This window comes from Aquibacillus saliphilus (genome assembly GCF_020404745.1).
Taxonomy (GTDB): domain Bacteria; phylum Bacillota; class Bacilli; order Bacillales; family Amphibacillaceae; genus Aquibacillus; species Aquibacillus saliphilus.
In genome coordinates this window covers 21,808-42,714 of record NZ_JAIZAP010000026.1, presented here as the reverse complement: position 1 = coordinate 42,714, position 20,907 = coordinate 21,808, and the positions used below count along the sequence as shown (strand labels likewise).

The window sequence follows — 20,907 nt, the reverse complement described above, 5'->3', positions numbered from 1 at the left end:
GTCCAGCTCCTGTGCCTGTGCTTTTGTTCTGGTTTTATCGGTTTAAAGAATTTCGACGGTGAGTAAATTGTAAGAAGAAATGTACTCATTCTTTATTTTTACTACTAAACGAAGTACAATAGGGAATGTTAAACAATAGTAAAGAGGAAGACGTGAATGCTATGAAATGTATTGTAGGCTTAGGAAATCCAGGAAAAAAATATGAGCAAACGCGACATAACATTGGGTTTATGGTTATAGAAGAATTAGCAAAGCGAAATGATTGGAAGTTGAACAAGAAAAAATTTAATGGAAAATTTTCATTAGACAAAGTAGATGGAGAGAAGGTTATTCTGTTAGAACCACAAACATTCATGAATCTATCAGGAGAATCGTTACGTCCATTAATGGAATTTTATGATATGACTATTAATGACATAATAATTATATATGATGACTTAGACTTACCGACTGGGAAAATACGTTTAAGGCAAAAAGGTGGTCATGGTGGGCACAATGGTATTCGCTCCATTATCGATCAGTTAGGAACGAAGGAATTTAAACGTGTTCGTGTAGGAATTGGTCGACCAACGACACCAATACCAGTTCCGGATTACGTATTAGGAAAGTTTAATAAAGAAGAAGATGAGGATGCCTTAGCTAGCATCAAGAAAGCTGCTGATGCGTGCGAATTATGGTTAAGAAAACCTTTCCAAGAGGTTATGAATGAATTTAATCAGTAAGTCATACAATTAGCTCATTAGTGTATAAACGAAAGCTTTTCGGACAAACTATTGATGAATTTTGTTTGCCGAGGAGGTTTTTGTATGGCTGTCGTTTATCAATGTAACCATTGTGGAAATGTAATCGGTCAGTTAGACCAACAGGTTATTGATACAAGTACGCTAGGTTTTAATGAATTGTCAAATCAAGATAGAAAAGAAATGATTGAGTATCAAGTGAATGGTGATATAAAAATTAAAACAATTTGTGAAGACTGTCAAGAATCATTAGAAAACAATCCACATTACCATGAATTAGATAACTTTATCCAATAAAATCATGAGTGCAAAAGCTTTGGTAATTAACCAAGGCATTTTTGTACTATATAGGGAAGTTTTTAGGGGGAGCCATTATGGAAGGGATTAAAGACTATTTAAAATCACAGGATGATATTTACTCAATAATAAGCGGTGTATCATCGGGATTAACAGAGCAACTTGTCGCGGGTCTTTCAGGTTCAGCGCGAGGGGTACTTACTTCATTGATTAGTGAATCAATGAACAAGCCGATCTTACTCGTAACTCATCAATTAATGCAAGCACAGCAATTATACGAAGATTTAATTGAACTATCTGATAAAAGTAACGTATATCTATATCCAGTTAATGAGTTAGTTAATGCTGAAATTTCAATTGCTAGTCCTGAACTTAAAAGCCAGCGAATTGAGGCATTAACAAACTGGTCACAAAGTAATAAAGGTATATTAGTAGCTCCTGTAGCTGCACTTAAAAGAATATTACCACCTTCTTCGTATTGGGAAAAATATCAACTCAATTTTAAGGTTGAGCAAGAAATTGATATAGATAAATACTTAAATTTTTTAATAGATATGGGATATGAAAGAGTAGAGATGGTTTCAACGCCAGGTGAGTTTAGTTTGCGGGGTGGCATTATTGATATTTATCCTGTTACAGAAACAAATCCGATTCGGATTGAGTTATTCGATACCGAAGTAGATTCTATTAGGTATTTTGATTCAGAAAGCCAACGATCATTAGAAAAAGTCAAGCAGATAACGATTGGTCCTGCAACGGAACTTCTGTTAACATCAAATGATTTGTTAAGAGGATCACAAAGGCTGGAAAAAGAATTATCTAATTCCTTAAAGAAATTAGATAACCCTGATGACAAGGAAAAGCTATCTGAATTAATTAATTATGACATTGAGCGATTGAAACAAACGGATCGATTTCAGGAAATGTATAAGTATTCTTCTTACTTCTATGAAAATCCTGCTAGTTTGTTAGACTATCTCCCCAAGGATGGCTTAATTATCTTAGATGAAATGAGTAGAATTCAAGAAACCGCTTTAAGGCTGGATGAAGAAGAGGCAGAGTGGCACCAAAGCACCTTAGAAGCAAATCAGATGGTTAGAAACTTAGCGATTTCTTATGATTGGCATGACGTGTTATCCAAGATGAAGCAACCAAGGCTTTATTTATCAGTATTCTTGCGCCACATTGCAAATACAAATCCACAAAACATCGTTAACATTTCTTGTCGTGCAATGCAGCAGTTTCATGGACAAATGAATTTGTTACAAAATGAATTTACACGATGGAACAAGAATGATTATTCTGTTCTTATTTTTGCGCCTAACCAAAAAAGGGCTGAAAAAATACAAGCGGTGCTTGCAGACTATGATATGGAAGCCGTTACTGCTAAAAATAATATTAAATTACCTACTTCAAAACCAACTATTATTATCGAAAATATAAGCAGTGGATTTGAACTTCCGATGCATAAACTAGCAATCCTAACTGAGGGAGAATTATTTAAGAAGAAAACGGTTCGACCAAAAAGAAAACAGAAAATCTCAAATGCCGAGAGAATTAAAAGTTATCAAGAGTTAAAGGTGGGCGATTACGTTGTTCATGCTAACCATGGTATTGGTCGGTATTTAGGTATTGAAACACTAGAATTTAACGGATTACATAAGGATTTCATGTTAGTTAAATATTCTGGTGACGATAAGTTATTTGTCCCAATTGATCAAATTGATCTAGTTCAAAAATTTGTGGGATCAGAAAGTAAGGAGCCAAAGCTTTACAAACTTGGTGGTAGTGAATGGACTAAGGTGAAACGAAAAGTTCAAGCAACGGTTGAGGATATTGCTGATGACTTAATTAAATTGTACGCTGAAAGAGAAGCTACTAAGGGCTATGCCTTTTCTGAAGATACATTTATGCAGCGTGAATTTGAGGATGCCTTCGCATATCAAGAAACAGAAGATCAAATAAGGTGTATAGAGGAAATAAAGAAAGATATGGAAAGAATTAGGCCGATGGATCGCCTGCTATGTGGAGATGTTGGCTATGGAAAGACAGAGGTAGCAATTAGGGCGGCATTTAAAGCAGTTGCTGATGGTAAGCAAGTCGCTATATTGGTACCTACTACTATTCTGGCTCAACAACACTATGAGACGATTATTGAACGTTTCCAAGACCATGCAGTAAATGTAGGTTTGTTAAGTCGTTTTAGAACGAGAAAACAGCAAAGTGAAACGTTAGATGGATTGAAAAAGGGACTTGTTGATATTGTTATAGGGACGCATAGGTTGTTATCAAAGGATGTAGAGTATAAAAGTATAGGATTACTTATTGTTGATGAAGAACAACGATTTGGAGTAAAACACAAAGAAAAAATAAAGCAATTAAAGACAAACGTTGATGTGTTGACATTAACAGCAACACCAATTCCAAGAACATTACACATGTCTATGCTAGGTGTTAGGGATTTATCAGTCATCGAAACACCTCCGGAAAATAGATTTCCGATACAAACTTATGTATTAGAGTATAATCCTATCTTTTTAAGAGAAGCGATTGAGAGAGAGATGGCGCGTGGGGGTCAAGTTTTCTTCCTCTATAACCGGGTAGATAATATAGAGAGAAAGGCCCAAGAGATCTCAGAATTAGTTGACGATGCTCGTGTAGCCTTTGCACACGGGCAAATGAATGAATCTGAATTAGAAAATGTGATGTTTTCTTTTCTAGCTGGAGAATTTGATGTATTGGTAAGTACAACGATTATTGAAACAGGTGTAGATATACCAAACGTTAATACCTTAATTGTAAATGATGCAGACCGGATGGGACTTAGTCAACTGTACCAGCTGAGAGGACGGGTAGGTAGATCTAACCGTGTTGCATATGCGTATTTTACCTACCAAAAAGATAAAGTTTTAACGGAAATAGCAGAAAAGAGGCTACAAGCCATTAAGGAATTCACAGAACTTGGCTCCGGATTTAAAATTGCAATGCGTGATTTAACCATTCGAGGGGCCGGTAACTTACTTGGGGCACAACAGCATGGATTTATTGATTCTGTAGGTTTTGACATGTACTCTCAAATGTTGACGGAGGCAATAGATGCGCGTAAACAAGGAAAAAGCCCTGAAGAGATTAAACCATTCGAAGTAGAATTAGACCTGAATATGGACGCTTATATCCCAGATAATTATATTGGAGATGAAAAGCAGAAGATTGAAATGTATAAACGCTTTCAGGCAATTTCAACAGAAGAAGATGTTCATGATTTAAGAGATGAATTAATTGATCGTTTTGGCGACTATCCTGAAGAAGTGGCTAATTTATTTCATGTTTCATCGATTAAGGTTTATGCTAAACAATACCGCGTAGAATCAATCAGTGAGAAGAAACAAAAGATAGAACTTTTGGTGGAAGAAGAAGCGAGTCAACAATTAGATGGCGCAAAAATATTTGAGTTTGCCAATCAATATGGAAGAATGGTACAACTTGGAACAGAGGATAGAAAGTTAAAGGTAGTATTTACCTGGGATAAACAATCGCAAAGTAAGAGGTATGACATTGTTGAAGAATTTATACAAGGATTAAAGAACATGAAAAGGAAATAATTACCTATTCAGCCAATCTACTATTGCAATTATTAATTTGACTTAATTAGAAAATAATTAAATCAATGTATAGCTTCTAACTGTGTGATTTATACTAATACCCACAACTGGTTATATCTGCTTTTACATATCAATTGTGGAAACAGAATCAGGAAGATCATCAAAGAAAGGTAGGCTATGCAGAATGAAGGCAACAGGAATAGTACGTCGAATTGATGATTTGGGTAGGGTAGTTATTCCAAAAGAGATTAGAAGAACATTACGCATTCGTGAAGGGGATCCCTTAGAAATATTTGTTGACCGAGATGGTGAAGTAATTTTAAAGAAATATTCTCCTATTAGTGAATTGGGTGATTTTGCGAAAGAATATGCCGATGCATTATTTGATTCCTTAGGATCACCGGTGCTCATCTGTGATCGAGATGAATTTATCGCTATCTCAGGAGAATCCAAGAAAGATTATTTAGGAAAAAATATTGGGAAACAAATGGAAAAGGCAATGGATGAACGCTCTGCTCTCTCAGAGACAGAGGAAATCACAGTTGAAATTGTTGATGGCAATGAAGAAAAGTTAGCATCTTATGTACTCAGTCCTATCATTGCAAATGGCGATCCAATTGGGTGTGTTATGATCATGTCTAAGGAAAATAAGCTAGGAGCCGTTGAAGAAAAAGCCGTTGAAACAGCTGCAAGTTTCTTGGCTAGGCAAATGGAGTAACTAAATATAAAAGGGGTTTTGGGTTGACGTAAGCAGGAAACTTATCCGCTGTATGTCAGCCCTTTTGATTGATAACAATAAACTGAAATTTTCCTGTCAGAGTGGTATAACTTGTAAAAAAGCAATTATGAATATAGGATATTACATGAATCAATTTCAAAATTACCTAATGCAGCAACGTCATCCGTATATAGACAGTATTATGAAATTGACTAACATAGATAATTTATGATAGTTGTGAGAGAGGCTCAGTATGGAACAAAAATTAACTGTAAACAAGGTATTGAATAATAATGTCATAATTGCAGAACATCCAATACATAAAGAAGTTGTTATCATTGGTAAAGGTATAGGTTTTGATAAAAAAAATGGTGACTGTGTTCCCTTTGACAAGGCTGATAAGACATTTTTGTTAAAAGATGAAAAAGAAAAAGAGCAATATGTAAATTTGCTGTCTTATATAGATAAAGATCTTATTGATTTTATGAATGATATTATGGTTTTCATTGAGGATAGCATGGGAACTGAACTTAACGAACATATTCACGTTGCATTAACAGACCACATTGCATTTGCAATAAATCGATTAAAAAAAAGCATGCAATTTTCCAATCCATTTCTGCTTGAAATAGAGTCATTATATCCGAAAGAGTTTCAGGTATCAGAGCAAGTAGTGGCTAAAATTGAAAAAAGGCTGGGGTTACCATTTCCAGTTGGTGAGGTCGGCTTTATCGCACTTCACATTCACAGTGCAGTTACTGATAAGTCGATTAACGATATAAATCAACATCATAAAATTATTTCAATGATGATTGAAGTAATTGAGGAAAATCTAGGGATTCATTTACAAAAAGGTCAAGTAGACTATAATAGGTTAGTACAACATCTTCATCGGGCAATTGATCGAGCACATCACGGGGAACAACTAGGTGATCAAAAAAGTTTAGCAGAAATGTTGAAAATAACTTATCCTGTGTGTTATAATCTTGCTTGGAAGTTAATTAAGGTCATGCAGAAGCAATTAAATAGACCGGTAGATGAAACAGAGGCGTTGTATTTAACCATTCATCTACAGCGGTTAACCAATAAATTCTAGTACGTGTTACTGACTCGATCAGGCATGAGTATTTAGAGATTTTCTGGTTATCATAAGGGACAAGTATATCCTAATGGTAACTATAAAAATCTTTACTACTCATGTCTTTTTTTATTGGACAAGATTCTAAAGCTAACGCTATACAACTTCTACAAATTCACTTATTCAGGAGGGAACTACTATGTTTAAAAAAGCCTTTGGTTTATTACAGCGTGTTGGTCGTGCATTAATGCTACCAGTATCAGTCTTACCAGCTGCTGGGTTGTTACTTGGTTTGGGTCATGAAAATGTCTTTGATATTGCAATAATGGCTCAAGCTGGTGGAATTATATTTGATAATTTACCTTTACTGTTTGCTATTGGTGTAGCTATCGGACTATCTGATGGCGATGGAGTAGCCGGTTTGGCATCAGTTATTGGATTTTTAACTATGAATGTAACACTCGGTATTATGGCCGAAGCAAGAGGTGTCGAAACTGTTGAAATGCTAGGGATGACCACCTTACAAATGGGTGTTTTTGGCGGTATTATTATGGGTATTACCGCATCAATCCTCTACAAACGGTTCTATGACATAAAATTACCACAGTTTTTAGGTTTCTTTGCAGGTAAGCGTTTTGTTCCAATCATAACAGCTGCAACAGGTGTTGTATTAGGAATGATATTCGTTTTTGTTTGGCCACCAATTCAAGATGTGATTGACTGGTTTTCTGTACTTGCTACAGAAACAGGATCAACTGTAGCAGCATTTATTTTTGGTTTTGGTCAACGTGCGTTAATTCCATTTGGTTTGCATCATATTTTCTATCAACCATTCTGGTATGAATTTGGTACGTTTGTTAATGATGCAGGAGAGACAGTTAAAGGAGATATGACTCGTTATTTTGCTGGCGATCCAACAGCAGGAACATTTATGGCTGGATTATTCCCGTTCATGTTATTTGGTTTACCAGCTGCAGCACTAGCAATTTACCATGAAGCCAAACCAGAAAACAAAGCAAAGGTTGGCGGAATCATGGCTTCTGCTGCACTAACATCTTTCTTAACTGGTATTACAGAACCAATTGAATTTGCATTTCTATTTGTAGCACCAGTGTTATTCTTAATTCACGCTGTTTTTGCAGGATTTTCATTTGTTGTAATGGATTTACTAAATGTAAAAGCAGGGTTTACATTCTCAGGTGGTTTTATTGATTACGTTCTTTACTGGGGATTATCAACAAACGCATGGATGGTTATTCCGGTAGGTATCGCATTTGCATTCCTTTACTACTTTGGATTCCGTTTTGCAATTAGAAAATGGAACTTAGGAACACCAGGTCGAGAAGATGATGAGGATTCGGATTCTGAAAGTGAAAATGGTAAAGAAGCAGGCGACCTTCCATATGACATTTTAGAAAGCTTGGGAGGAAAGGAAAATATAACTCATCTTGATGCTTGTATCACAAGGTTAAGGGTCTCAGTAGACGATAAAAGTAATGTAGATAAGAAGCGCCTCAAACAACTAGGTGCATCAGGGGTTATGGAAGTAGGCAACAATATTCAGGCTATATTCGGTCCAGCCTCAGATTCAATTAAGGGTCAAATTCAAGATATTATTAGCGGGAAAACACCTCGTACTAAGAAACAGGACCCTAAAGAAAAGAATACCGAAGCACCAAAGCTTGAAGGTGATCTTAATTTTGTTAGTCCTGCAACAGGTAAGATTTTGCCTATTAGTGAAGTTCCAGATCAAGTATTTTCACAGAAGATGATGGGTGATGGTTTCGCCATTGAACCAGAGGTCGGCGAAATTGTCGCGCCTGTTAATGGTAAAATACTAAATGTATTTCCTACTAAACATGCAATTGGAATTGAAGCAGAAAATGGTATGGAGATTCTAATTCATATTGGTATAGACACAGTTAACTTAAAAGGTGAAGGATTTACAGCCAAAGTTGAAGAAGGCGATGAGATTAAACAAGGTCAGGTATTAATGGAAATTGATCTTGATTATATTTCAGAGCACGCGACTTCGACAATTACTCCAGTGATTTTTACAAATTTACAAGAGGGGCAGACTGTACAAGTTAAAGCCGCAGACAAAGTGAATCAAAATGATTCCAATATTATAGAGATTAAATAAAAAGAAAGCCTCCTTTACACCATGGTGTAAAGGAGGCTTTTAAATTGTTAAGAAAACTATAAAATGGTTACCATGTAGATAAATGTAGATAACTAATAACAGGATTGTGCCATGTTAATCCCCCGTTCCTATCCCGCCTGAGGTGTTCATCCAAGTCCTCTCTGCCCGCAAAGAACTAAAGGGAGAGAGGCTTGACTTAAGCTTGTCGGGGGTGAGCAAGGCGCCTATGCTTTTCTACATCTATTTTTAATGTGATATAATATCATTAATTGTAGAAAAAGAAACAAGCTGTTACACGAAAAGAAAGGCGTACATAATGCAGAATGAACAGACAACAAAACATGTGTTAAAGGGTGCATTACTACTTACATTTACTGGATTGTTAAGTAAAGTACTTAGTGCAGGATACCGGATTCCACTGCAAAATATAACAGGGGATCTGGGTTTTTATATTTATCAACAAATTTATCCGTTTTTAGGCATTGCACTAATGCTATCTTTATATGGATTTCCAACAGCAGTTTCCAAACTTGTTGCACAACAAAGAGATAAGGGTTATAACATAGCTGTATCTTCGTTTTACTTGCCAATTTTTAGCATTCTATGTTTAATCAATGTAATACTCTTTTTTAGTATTTATATCAATGCAGGATTAATAGCATCATTAATGGGCGATTCTAAATTAGAAGGTCCTTTGCAAGTTGCTGCAATGGCTTACTTGTTTATACCGTTCACCTCAATAATTCGAGGTGTATTTCAGGGTCTAAATAATATGAAGCCAACAGCAGTATCACAAATCATTGAACAAGTGGTACGAGTAACAATTATATTATTTTCTGCAGTGATTTTAGTGAAACAGGGAAACGACCTGTATTTAATTGGAACAGGTGCAGCGCTTGGTACAATTGTAGGTGCATCAATTGCTGGTCTAGTTCTTCTCTATATTTGGTACAAACAAAAACCCTTTGGAAATAAGCGCTATTCTTTTAATTGGATCTATTATTTAAAGACAATTGTGGTCTATGGTTTTTTAATTAGTATTAATCACATGCTTTTACTATTACTTCAATTTTCAGATGCATTCACTTTAATTCCTAATCTGGTAAATTATGGTTTAAAAATAGACGAAGCAAAGATATGGAAAGGTATTTTTGACAGAGGCCAACCGTTAATACAACTGGGAACTGTACTTGGATCATCATTGGCATTGGCCATTATCCCGACAATTACCAAAAATAGATTAGCGCAGTTTCCGAGTGAATTTAAATCACATATTCAAAGTGCGTTTAAGTTTAGTTTATATATCTCAGTTGGAGCGACTGTAGGCTTGATCGGAATCTTTCCACATGCAAACATATTATTATTTCAAAGTGACCAAGGTAGTACTAGTCTTCAGGTTTTGTCACTTGCGATTTTATTTAGTTCTCTTATTATAACAACGGCCTCAATTTTACAAGGGCTAGGCTATGTGTACCATACAGCTTTTTTTGTAATGGTTGGATTATTGGTCAAGTGGTTGTTAAACGCTTGGTTAGTTCCATTATACAGCATTACAGGCAGTGCATTTGCAACCGTCTTTAGTGTGTTCATTGTACTAATCCTAAATGTACATCGATTAAAAAAAGTTTTGCCAGATACAAAGCTATTTGTAATAAAGAGTAAACCTTTTCTAATGGCTACATCAATATTAATTTTATTTTTAGTTGCAATGAACCAATTTGTATTCAAGTTAGCTGGGATAACGACTCGTTTTGATTATTTAGGATTCGTTTTACTCGTTAGTATCCTAGGTGCAATAATTTATCTAGGTTTATTAGTTAAATGGGATGGGTTTAATGAGGAGGAGTTAAGAGCTTTTCCCTATGGTGAGACAATAGTTGCATTCAAAAATCGAAGGAGATGATGATATGGATAATACAATTGAAATTATCGGACTTGGTGCAGGTGATATTAATCAATTGCCACTTGGAATATACCGGAAATTAATAAATCAAAGACAACCTATCTATGTTCGGACAATAGATCACCCGGTTGTTAGATCACTTCAAAAAGAAGGGGTCACATTTATTTCTTATGACTCGATCTATGAACAACAAGAACAATTTGAGACTGTTTATGCAAAAATTGTCGAGCAATTAGTTACTGAGAGTAAAGCTAAATCTATTATCTATGCGGTTCCGGGACATCCAATGCTTGCAGAAAAAACTGTTCAATTGCTCTTAGAGCAAAAAGAAGTTTCGGTTAATTTAATTGGGGGACAGAGTTACTTAGATGATCTATTTACAGCATTACGAATTGATCCAATCGATGGTTTTCAGTTTTTAGATGCAACTGATTTCAAGAGAAACCAGTTGGAATACCGTCAGCATATCGTATTTTGCCAAGTATATGATACCTTTGTTGCATCGGAAGTGAAATTAACTTTATTAGAGGATTTGTCTCCAGAGCACCCAATAACTGTTATCGAAGCGGTAGGCAGTGACCAAGAAAAAATGATAACTATTCCTTTAGTTGACCTAGACCATTCAGTACAGTTAAGCAATTTAACTAGTGTATATGTACCGCCTGTAACGGACCAGCAATTAAATCATCAATTTTACCGACTGAAAGAAGTCATCGAACAATTAAGAGGCCCAAATGGGTGCCCGTGGGATAAAAAACAAACACATGAATCACTTAGAAAATATTTGATTGAAGAAGCCTATGAATTTATTGAGGCAGTTAATAAGTCTGATGATGAAGGTATGACAGAGGAAATAGGCGATGTTTTATTACAGGTCATGTTACATAGTCAAATTGGTGAAGATGAAGGATTTTTTACTATCGATGACGTAATAGTAACATTAACAAATAAAATGATTCGTAGACATCCACATGTTTTTGGTGATAAAAGCGCTAACTCGGCTGAGGAGGTTGTAGTAAACTGGGAAGAGATAAAAATACAAGAAAAAGGTGTTCAGTCAAAGTCACTATTAGATAATATTGCGGATGAACTACCAGAATTATTAATAGCAGAAGAAATTCAAAAAAAGGCAGCTAAAGTGGGATTTGATTGGGATAGTCCAAATCCAATATGGGACAAAATTCATGAAGAGCTAGAGGAAGTAAAAGAGGCAATAGCTAAAGAAGAGTCACAAGAATTAGAGAAAGAACTAGGAGATGTCCTATTTGCTATTGTAAATCTTGCAAGATATTATAAAATGAATCCGGAACTGGCACTTCATCGTACGAATACTAAATTCAAAGCAAGGTTTCAATATATGGAAGAAAAGGTAAAAGATTTAAATGTAACAATGGAAGAGATGTCCTTAGAGCAATTAGATGACTTGTGGAATAAAGCTAAAAAGGAAAAAGTAGACTAATCTACAAAAGAAGGGTGGAGTTTTAAAATGAGACTCGACAAGTTTTTAAAAGTTTCTAGACTAATCAAAAGACGTACACTTGCCAAAGAAGTTGCCGATCAGGGAAGAATACTTATTAATGGTAATAAGGCAAAAGCTTCTTCAATAGTTGCCGTAGGTGATGAGTTAACGATTCAGTTTGGTCAAAAACTGTTAACGATTGAAGTTAATTCAATAAGGGAAGTAATTAAAAAAGATGAAGCAACAACTTTATATATAGTGAAAAAGGAAGAACCTGTAAAGTAGAGTGAAGTTCTATCAAATATTAAAAATCACCTATTATATTGTTCTAAACTTGTCCCCCCTTTCATAAGTTATAACGATAAAAGGGAGGGCTGTATAAATGAATTATTATGAGAATAATCCTACTACTAAACCACAGATGGAACATTATATAAAAATGAATAATAGGAGGAACCTAGAAATTAGTGGTGTAAAGGAAGTTGATAGTTTTGATAGTGAAGAATTTCTTTTGCAAACCGTTTTAGGCTATCTAATTGTTCGTGGTGAAAATCTACAAATGAAAAATCTGGATGTTGGAGAAGGAAATGTATCAATTAAAGGTAAAATTTATGAGCTTTCTTACTTGGATGAAAACCATGGGGAGAAGGCTAAAGGATTATTTAGCAAGCTGTTTAAATGACACTTTCAACTCAATTTCTAACTATTATCGCCATGATAATTGGAGGTATATATTTAGGTGCATCAGTAGATACATTTCGTAGATTTGAATTTTATTGGAAAAGGCGCAAGATTTTCCCCTATGTTATAGAAATTTGTTTTTGGTTACTACAAACACTGATTTTGTTCTATCTATTATATTTAGTAAACCAAGGGAATTTACGCTTCTATATTCTTCTAGCCTTGTTGTGTGGCTATGCTGCCTATAAGAGTTTATTTGAGAGTCTGTATAGGCGGCTATTAGAAGGATTAATTTCCACAATTATTTGGATCTATTATTTTTTCTACCGTTTAGTACAAGTTCTAATCGTTAGACCGGTAAAAAAATTAGTTCAGTTCATTATTTTTTTGCTCATTTGGATTTGGGGTGTTTTGCTATGGTTGATGTGGCTAATCCTAAAGATATTATGGTACCCAGTTAAATTAACCTTTGTTCTTATTTGGTTTCTCACACCTAAACCTATCAAAAAATATTTTAAACAATTAGCAGGATTTTATAGTAAAATAAAGAATATATTAAGAAAATGGTGGAGTGGGATCAAAAGCAAAAGGAGGTAGACTGTCGGTGTCTAGAAAGGAAAGAAAAATAGCAAAAATAGAATCAAATTATGTAAAACAATATGATGCTTATCAGGAAAGACAAATGAAGAAAAAGAAACGTCTATATCGACGTCTAGTGCTATTTGTTTTACTGTTAATGATTACGTTAGGTAGCATTATTGCTTATAATTTAAATCAACGAGCATTATATACTGAGAAACAAGAAAAATACGACCAACTTGAAGAAAAAATGACTTCCCTTGAAAAGGAAGAAAAAAATTTAGAACAAGAAATTCAGTTGTTGAATGATGAGGATTACGTACTCGAAATCGCACGGACTAATTATTTCTTTTCTAAAGAAGGAGAATTAATTTTTAAACTTCCCGAAGAAGATCCGTCTTATTGACACGCTTTTGACTGCTTATATATAATATATAGAAAGGACATATTTTTATTATCCTATTATCGCTCGTATAAGACGAGGATGGTATAAAAATTTATCCTTTCACCATGCCATATAAGATCCTTGGCGATTAGCCAAGTTTTGTAAAATAACAAGGAGGAGCATTGTTTTTATGTCAATCGAAGTAGGCAGCAAGTTGCAGGGTAAGGTAACAGGTATTACTAATTTTGGAGCATTTGTTGAGCTACCGGGTGGTTCAACAGGATTAGTTCATATTAGTGAAGTTGCGGATAACTACGTTAAGGATATTAATGAACACTTTAGCGTTGGCGATCAAGTAACAGTTAAAGTCATTAATGTTGAGAAAGATGGAAAAATTGGATTATCTATTAAAAAAGCGAAAGATAATCCAAATCCTAACGCTGGACGTCGTAAAAGCAACCCGAAAAGTAATACTCGTGGTGGTGACCGACCAGAAAATTTTGAAGCAAAAATGAACCGTTTCCTCAAAGACTCTGAAGATCGTCTAGCATCTTTAAAGAAACAAACTGAATCTAAACGTGGAGGACGGGGTGCTAAGAAAGGATAAAACTTGCTGTCTATTAGCGGACTATGCATAATCAAAATGCCTTAGTTACTAATAATGTAAAGTAAAAAGCTGATGCTTGTTGCATCAGCTTTTTATTTTGAAATATTCACATTTAAACGGTACGTTTCAGTAAAGCGGTTGTTAATTGATAGAGTGTTTCTTTATATGGACCATCTGGCAATTTATTCAGTTGTTTAATTGCTTTTTCGGTGTATTTCCCTGCTACTTGCTGCGCTTTTTCAACACCTTGATAACGGCTGATTAATTCTGTTAGTGCCAGCATATCATCGTCTGTTAGTGCTTGTTTTTTCTGCAACAATCCTTTAAAAGCATGTGGATTTGCATTTATAGCATAGATTAGAGGCAGTGTGTAGATTCCTTGCTTAATATCAGCCATGACTGGCTTACCCATTGTTTGGCTATCACCCTGGTAGTCCAATATATCATCCATAATTTGAAATGCCATCCCGATATGATGTCCCATATTCCAAGCAATCATAGAGTGCCTACGAGATGCTTGGCTTTCAATGGCCCCTGAATAGCAACTTACTGCAAATAATTGTGCAGTTTTTCCAGAAACGCGTGACAAGTAATCTTTAATAGTTACAGCAGAATGATATCTGGAATCCAGTTGCTCTAATTCACCACTTAGTATCTTTTCCATACTTCGTGAATTAAATTCTAAATGAGCTAAAGAAGTAGCATGTTTAGAAAGGATTGTAAAACAAACACAAAATAGATAATCTCCGGAATAAATAGCGAATTTATTACCATTTTTTGAATGGATGGTATTTATTCCGTGACGCGTATCTGCTTCATCAATTACATCATCATGTATCAGTGTTGCCATATGCAATGTTTCAAGTGCTGCAGCAACTGCAATAGCTTTTTCATTATCATTATCTGATCCAATTTGCGCACATAGAAGAGAAAAAGCAGGACGAAGCAATTTTCCGCCGGAATGAACCAACTCTTTTATTGTTGTATTAACTGTTTTATTTCTAACACGGATATGTGATTCTATTAAATTAAGTACCATTGTCAGATCATTTTTTAAGTCTGGGTAATCATTCCACATATTGTGTACATGCATGATTTGTGTCCCCTTCCTAATTGTAAATTAGTCCAAATCTCTTAAATCCTTATAATAATTTAATTTCTCAACATGTATTAACAAGTAATTAGCAATGATGCCAATTGCAATGCCTGATAATATGCCGACAAACGATAATACTGGCAAGTACAGGAGAACTGTCCAGGTCTGTGCAATCCAGCTAGCAACAACTAATTGACCGACGTTATGGAGAATTGCACCAGTTGTACTTACTCCAATCAGGCTAATACGCGAGGGGCCTAGCTTCTTTACTGCCCACATTCCTAGAAAACTTAAAATTGCACCAGAAGCACTATACATGAACGACGCAATTGTCCCACCTAATAAAGTGGATAGAATAATGCGAATGGTAACAACCTTACCTGCGTCTCTAGTTGAGAGGGTATATAATGCCATCAGCGTGATAATGTTTGCAAGCCCTAGTTTTGCTCCCGGTGCAATAGCAAATGGGAATGGAATAGCTCGTTCTAGTAAACTAATAATCACGGCTTGAGAAGCGAGTAGTGCAATGTAAACAAGGCGTTGATTTTTGGTCATATTCATCAACTTCCAATCTATTAGTTTCTAGGGAGGAAACTAGGGTTACACTATCAGAGTTATTATGTTAGATCGGCTGATAGCATTAATTAGGCTATGAATCTTCGTGATATGTTAGGAACTAATAATCAAATCATCAGTATCCGTTTCGCCATTGATTGTTTGTATTTCAATTACTAATTTATGAGGTAAACAAACAATGGTTTGCCCTGGCTTTGAGATGAATCCGGTTAAAACGCAGACCTGATCGTTACAAGTGGCTGCCTTTATTCGTATTCGGTCGTCTATAACTTCTATAGTATTTGTATCTGACTCATGTTGTGTTATATCGAATACTTCTTCGCCTTTATTTCCAGTAAGCATTACCCGTCGTACCTCTTGATTATCTACAGAGATGACTGCAACCTGTTGTAGATTTTCTCCTGTTTTACTGGCTTGCTGATAACTGAAAATAGCAAAGGGCAAAAAAGAAAAAAGAACGAGCGTGAGAGTAATAATTACATCCCAACGTTTTACCATCTGATAATAAGATTTCATATCTTTTCTCCCCTTTGCTTTTTCACTTTTAGATGTAACCATTAAAGCAAAGGGTTTAACCGTTCGCTTTAATGGTTTATTTGTCCAGAAACATATAAAATGGTGGCCCATGTGGATAAACTAATTATAGATTATGCCACGTCCAGCTTCGGCACCTGCGCTTTCGTTCTTAATATGCGACTTTTTTCACAAGTTAGGATACTTTTTTACGATCGCCTTTTTTACTAGATGCTTTTTGATAATCTGTATAGATCGATCTTGGTTTTCCGTACCACAAATCTCCAGCTTTTTGTTGAAGGAATGGAACAACCCAGTAATCAAGTCCTAATGTTCTACCAGACCCATTCATCAAAGCAATTGATGCTGGTATTGCCCAAACCTTATCCCATCCAAGCATCGCGGATAGTGTAAACATTACTAGGAAACCGGCACTTGCTGCACTAGCTAACCAAGTGAATAAACCACCGAGGATTGCTAAACCAATTCCTAATTCAATGAAGACCATCATTTTTTGCATGAATACTGCCATTTCAGGAGTTGGAAGCACAATTTCCATAAACCATTGAAAAATTCCAGGCATTCTGCTTAAGATTGGCGTTGCCCACTCTGTTGCTTCAGCAGCTTCACTCGCACCACTAGTTGCAGTTTGCAACCATTCAAACGGCATTCTAACTGTAGAACCAACTAGCCAAGAATCTTCTCCGAGGCCATTAAATAACTTAGGCACATTACTAAAGCTAGATGTTGCTTCCTTCCAGGTCGATTCTCCCCAAATTTTTGCTCCAGCTTCTACAAGCCAAAAGCCAGCAACAAAAATCCTAAGAGGAATGCTCCATAGCACATTGCCATACCTTGTAGTAAAGTTCCTGAAAATATTACGTTTATCTGTGGTGTGGAAAAATTCATGCATCACATATTGGAACATATAATAGCCGCTTCTGATCCCAAAGAAATAGTATAAATTAACAATGTGTTTCATGAAGTTAGCAAACCAACCACTTAAATGAAGACCACTTAAATCTGCAACTCCATATCTTGCACCAATCGATACCATAACACCATGATATTTACCTTGATACGCTTCTTTTTCTCCACCGCTAATTTCTGTAATAATGCTTTTTGCTGCTGTCATACCTGTTTGTTCAGCTGCTTCAACGATTTGTGGTGTTGGTTTTCCGGGTTCTTCTTCGTAATAAGCCAAGTCACCAATTACATAAACATCTTCAAAATCCTCAGATTCCATATACTCATTAACTTTTAAGCGACCCGCACGTCCAGAGGACATTCCGTAATCTTTTGTATCAGAATTCGCCTTAACTCCTGCTGTCCAGATAAGGGTGTGTGTTGGAATTTCTTCACCTGACTTTAGAATAATTGCATCTTGTTTTACTTCAACAATTGGAGCGTTTTTAAGAATTTTTACTCCCTTTTTCACTAAATATGCTTCAGCTTTATCTGCATCTCTTCGTTCTAACATATTTAGGATTGTTGGTGCTGCTTCTACAACATAGAGTGTGATGTCTTCTTCATCTAGTTTGTGATCCTTTGCTAGACGATTTTTCCATTCTATTAATTCACCAACCATTTCGATTCCTGTAAAACCAGAACCACAGACAGTAAAGGTAAGCATTGCTCGACGGGTTTTTTCGTCATGAACTCTAGCGGCACGTTGAACTGTTTTTTCAATTTGTTCCCGTAATTTGATTGCATCTTCAAAGGACCATAGTGTAAATGCATGTTCAGCAACACCAGGTGTACCAAAATCGTTTGGTTCTCCGCCCATACCTAGGATTAAGTAATCATACGGGAAAGAACCTAATTCAGTAGTTACAATTTTTTTATCATGATCAACATGTGTTACATTATCTGTTACCAAATTCACCTTTGTTCGGTTAAAAAGACGGCGTAGATCGAATTGAATCGCATCTGGTTCAACACGATGAGCAGCAACCTCGTGTAATTCCGTCATCATCGTGTGATACGAGTGACGATCAATTAATGTAATAGAAACAGAAGGATCTTTTTTATACTTTTTGGCAAGTTTTTTCGCTGCATGAACCCCAGCATAACCAGCCCCAATAATAACAATGTTCTTCTCTTTCATTTTTTTCACTCCTTTTAAATACTTTATAAACTTCTAATATTGTGAAGTTATGAACAATTAATTTTATTGTAAGGCCATTAACGTTTGATGTAAATGGTTTTTAGATAATACGGATGTATATTTTGTGAATATGTTCACTAAATAGTAACAATACATCTTAAACTATGAAGTTCATAAACTATTCACATTACAAATGAAAGTTATAAAACCGCTATTGACAGTAGTTTTGGTTAATATTTTGGTTAAAGGCAGCAAATACCTAGACTTAAAACATATAGACAGACAAAAAAGCCAATGATAAAATTATAGTATAAATGTGAAATATTTCACAAGTAAACCTTTTAAGCAATAATAGTTTAATAAGATTTTGGGTGCTGTTTAAGCATTTTTTAGTGGGAAAGGTTGTGATTGTAATGAAAAAGAATGCTTTGTTCGTATTGTTCGTTGTATTTACTATCCTTGTTGGATGTGGTCAGGCAACAGAAAAGAAACTAACGAGCGATCCATATAAAGAAACTAATTTTTTAATGGGTACTATCGTAACGGTTAAAGTTTATGATGAAGGAAAAGAAGATGTTTTAAAACCTGTTTTCGATTCGATTCATACCCTATCTAATCAAATATCATTAGAAGAAAGTGAATCTGAAGTTGAGAAGATTAATATCAACGCTGGGCTTCAACCGGTTGAAGTGACAGAAGATATCTATCGATTGATAGATGCTGGCAAGATATATAGTGAAAAATCTAGTGGCTCATTTGATTTATCGATCGGGCCGTTGACTGGACTATGGCGTATCGGCTTTGACGATGCTAAGAAGCCAAAACAAGATGAAATAGATGCTGTTTTACCCTTAATTAATTACAGCGATGTAGAGTTAAATGCTGAAGAACAAACGGTTTTTTTAAAGAAAAAAGGGATGCAGCTTGATTTGGGTGCAATTGCTAAAGGTTTTATTGCAGATGAGGTTGTCACGATTTTAAAAGAACACGATATCACAACGGCGATTATCGATCTGGGTGGAAATATTTATGTAATGGGAGATAATCCATCAGGAGATAAATGGACAGTTGGAATCCAAAATCCGTTTGCTCCAAGAGGAGAAACGATTGGTAAGGTTTCAGAAGCTAATAAATCAATCGTAACATCGGGTATATATGAGCGGTTCTTAGAAATTGACGATACAAAATACCACCATCTGTTGAATCCAAAAGATGGTTACCCTTTTATGAATGATATCGCGGGAGTTTCCATTATTAGTAATAAGTCGATCGATGGTGATGCACTATCTACGTCAGTATTTGCAAAAGGGATCAAAGACGGGATGCAATACATTGAGGGTTTTGATGAAGTAGAAGCTATCTTTATCAGTACAGATAAAAAAATATATATATCATCCGGATTAAAGGGAGTTTTTGAGTTGACGAATGAAGACTTTGAACTAGGGAATTTTTAGGGGGAGTAACTAATGTCGATTGGAACATTTTTAAAACTTGTTGAGATACAGACAAAAATTGCAAGTGTGTTTCCGTTTTTAATTGGGATATTATTTGTCATTTATCGATATGATACATTTAATCCATTGAATACGATGATTTTTTTCGGTTCGATGATTATTTTTGATTTAACAACTACAGCAATTAATAATTATATGGATTACCGTAAGGCATTGAACCAGGATTATCGACGGGAGCAAAATATTATTGGTCAAAAAAAGGTCCCGGAACGTGTGGTTATTACGACGATCATGGCGATGTTAATAATAGCAACCGGTTTAGGTGTTTGGTTAGTATTCCGAACAGATTTATTAGTGCTCTTAATCGGGATGGTTTGTTTTGCAATCGGTATTTTTTATACCTTTGGTCCAATTCCTTTATCGCGCATGCCACTAGGAGAAGTTTTTTCGGGAGGTGCAATGGGATTTGGAATTATTTTCTTAATTGTCTACGTTAATGCTTTTGATCAAGGGATTGCTCAGTTAATTTGGGAGGGAAGAAATATAAGTCTTACAGCAGATATTATCCTGTTACTTGAGATTTTGTTGATTTCGTTACCTTGTGTCTTTACAATTGCAAATTTAATGTTAGCCAATAACATATGTGACTTAGAAGATGATATTACAAATAAGCGATACACGCTACCTTATTATTTAGGAAAACGTTATGCAATTTGGCTATTCGATTTGTTATACGTCGCATCATTTATAGCGATAATTATTTCCGTATTATTTAACTTAATACCAGTGTTTTTATTAGTATCATTGATTGTTATTGTTCCAGTTTATAAGCATGTTCGTCAGTTTAATAGAATACAAGAAAAATCGGAAACATTTCAAGTAGCTATTAAAAATTTAGTACTTGTCAATGGCTCTTTAGTTGCTACGTTTATCATTTCTTTATTAATTACATTATAAAAGCTTTTTTAT

The 20,907-nt window shown here is 35.3% G+C and carries 19 protein-coding genes; 15 read left to right on the top strand and 4 right to left on the bottom strand.

What is annotated here, in order from left to right:
• Window positions 1–161: 161 nt before the first annotated feature.
• The 13 genes from pth (at window position 162) to LD272_RS19950 (ending at window position 14,192) form a co-directional block, all read left to right on the top strand.
• Entirely contained in the window at window positions 162–722 is a 561-nt protein-coding gene (pth, locus tag LD272_RS20010; protein WP_226038397.1) for an aminoacyl-tRNA hydrolase, read from the top strand.
• 84 nt (window positions 723–806) lie between these two features.
• Window positions 807–1,037, top strand: a complete 231-nt coding sequence (gene fin / locus LD272_RS20005; protein ID WP_226038371.1) for an anti-sigma-F factor Fin — start codon at window positions 807–809, stop codon at window positions 1,035–1,037.
• Window positions 1,038–1,114: 77 nt separating this feature from the next.
• Window positions 1,115–4,639 (top strand): transcription-repair coupling factor, encoded by a 3,525-nt coding sequence (gene mfd / locus LD272_RS20000; RefSeq protein WP_226038370.1) that lies wholly within the window; start codon window positions 1,115–1,117, stop codon window positions 4,637–4,639.
• A 184-nt stretch (window positions 4,640–4,823) separates the two neighbouring features.
• On the top strand, window positions 4,824–5,357 hold the full coding sequence (gene spoVT, locus LD272_RS19995) for a stage V sporulation protein T (protein ID WP_226038369.1): 534 nt from the start codon (window positions 4,824–4,826) through the stop codon (window positions 5,355–5,357).
• Window positions 5,358–5,610: 253 nt separating this feature from the next.
• Window positions 5,611–6,453 (top strand): glucose PTS transporter transcription antiterminator GlcT, encoded by an 843-nt coding sequence (gene glcT / locus LD272_RS19990; protein WP_226038368.1) that lies wholly within the window; start codon window positions 5,611–5,613, stop codon window positions 6,451–6,453.
• Between the two features lie 181 nt (window positions 6,454–6,634).
• On the top strand, window positions 6,635–8,578 hold the full coding sequence (gene ptsG / locus LD272_RS19985; protein ID WP_226038367.1) for a glucose-specific PTS transporter subunit IIBC: 1,944 nt from the start codon (window positions 6,635–6,637) through the stop codon (window positions 8,576–8,578).
• Window positions 8,579–8,894: 316 nt separating this feature from the next.
• Entirely contained in the window at window positions 8,895–10,481 is a 1,587-nt protein-coding gene (locus tag LD272_RS19980) for a putative polysaccharide biosynthesis protein (RefSeq protein ID WP_226038366.1), read from the top strand.
• 4 nt (window positions 10,482–10,485) lie between these two features.
• Window positions 10,486–11,940 (top strand): bifunctional methyltransferase/pyrophosphohydrolase YabN, encoded by a 1,455-nt coding sequence (gene yabN, locus LD272_RS19975; RefSeq protein ID WP_226038365.1) that lies wholly within the window; start codon window positions 10,486–10,488, stop codon window positions 11,938–11,940.
• 27 nt (window positions 11,941–11,967) lie between these two features.
• Window positions 11,968–12,225 (top strand): RNA-binding S4 domain-containing protein, encoded by a 258-nt coding sequence (locus LD272_RS19970; RefSeq protein WP_226038364.1) that lies wholly within the window; start codon window positions 11,968–11,970, stop codon window positions 12,223–12,225.
• Window positions 12,226–12,322: 97 nt separating this feature from the next.
• A complete protein-coding gene (gene yabP / locus LD272_RS19965) occupies window positions 12,323–12,622 on the top strand; it encodes a sporulation protein YabP (protein ID WP_226038363.1) in 300 nt (99 codons plus the stop codon).
• The gene (gene yabQ, locus LD272_RS21700; RefSeq protein WP_226038362.1) at window positions 12,619–13,218 is read left to right on the top strand and encodes a spore cortex biosynthesis protein YabQ; all 600 of its coding nucleotides are present in this window, start codon (window positions 12,619–12,621) and stop codon (window positions 13,216–13,218) included. The genes yabP and yabQ overlap by 4 nt, the downstream gene beginning before the upstream one ends.
• Window positions 13,219–13,225: 7 nt before the next feature.
• Window positions 13,226–13,606, top strand: coding sequence for an FtsB family cell division protein (locus tag LD272_RS19955; protein ID WP_226038361.1), 381 nt, complete (start codon window positions 13,226–13,228; stop codon window positions 13,604–13,606).
• Between the two features lie 169 nt (window positions 13,607–13,775).
• Window positions 13,776–14,192 (top strand): S1 domain-containing RNA-binding protein, encoded by a 417-nt coding sequence (locus LD272_RS19950; protein WP_226038360.1) that lies wholly within the window; start codon window positions 13,776–13,778, stop codon window positions 14,190–14,192.
• Window positions 14,193–14,304: 112 nt separating this feature from the next.
• Here the strand turns inward: LD272_RS19950 and LD272_RS19945 are convergent, their stop codons facing one another.
• The 4 genes from LD272_RS19945 to LD272_RS19930 form a co-directional block, all read right to left on the bottom strand.
• Complete coding sequence (locus LD272_RS19945) at window positions 14,305–15,285, bottom strand: polyprenyl synthetase family protein (protein WP_226038359.1); 981 nt, start codon at window positions 15,283–15,285, stop codon at window positions 14,305–14,307.
• A 27-nt stretch (window positions 15,286–15,312) separates the two neighbouring features.
• Complete coding sequence (locus tag LD272_RS19940) at window positions 15,313–15,843, bottom strand: Gx transporter family protein (protein WP_226038358.1); 531 nt, start codon at window positions 15,841–15,843, stop codon at window positions 15,313–15,315.
• A gap of 114 nt (window positions 15,844–15,957) precedes the next feature.
• Window positions 15,958–16,380, bottom strand: a complete 423-nt coding sequence (locus LD272_RS19935) for a NusG domain II-containing protein (RefSeq protein WP_226038357.1) — start codon at window positions 16,378–16,380, stop codon at window positions 15,958–15,960.
• A 193-nt stretch (window positions 16,381–16,573) separates the two neighbouring features.
• Window positions 16,574–18,484: an FAD-dependent oxidoreductase gene (locus LD272_RS19930; protein ID WP_226038356.1), complete on the bottom strand. Its 1,911-nt coding sequence runs from the start codon at window positions 18,482–18,484 to the stop codon at window positions 16,574–16,576.
• Between the two features lie 413 nt (window positions 18,485–18,897).
• On the opposite strand from LD272_RS19930, the gene LD272_RS19925 reads away from it, so the two are divergent.
• Window positions 18,898–19,938, top strand: a complete 1,041-nt coding sequence (locus tag LD272_RS19925) for an FAD:protein FMN transferase (protein WP_304511990.1) — start codon at window positions 18,898–18,900, stop codon at window positions 19,936–19,938.
• A gap of 12 nt (window positions 19,939–19,950) precedes the next feature.
• On the top strand, window positions 19,951–20,895 hold the full coding sequence (gene menA, locus LD272_RS19920; protein ID WP_226038355.1) for a 1,4-dihydroxy-2-naphthoate polyprenyltransferase: 945 nt from the start codon (window positions 19,951–19,953) through the stop codon (window positions 20,893–20,895).
• The last annotated feature ends 12 nt before the right edge of the window (window positions 20,896–20,907 follow it).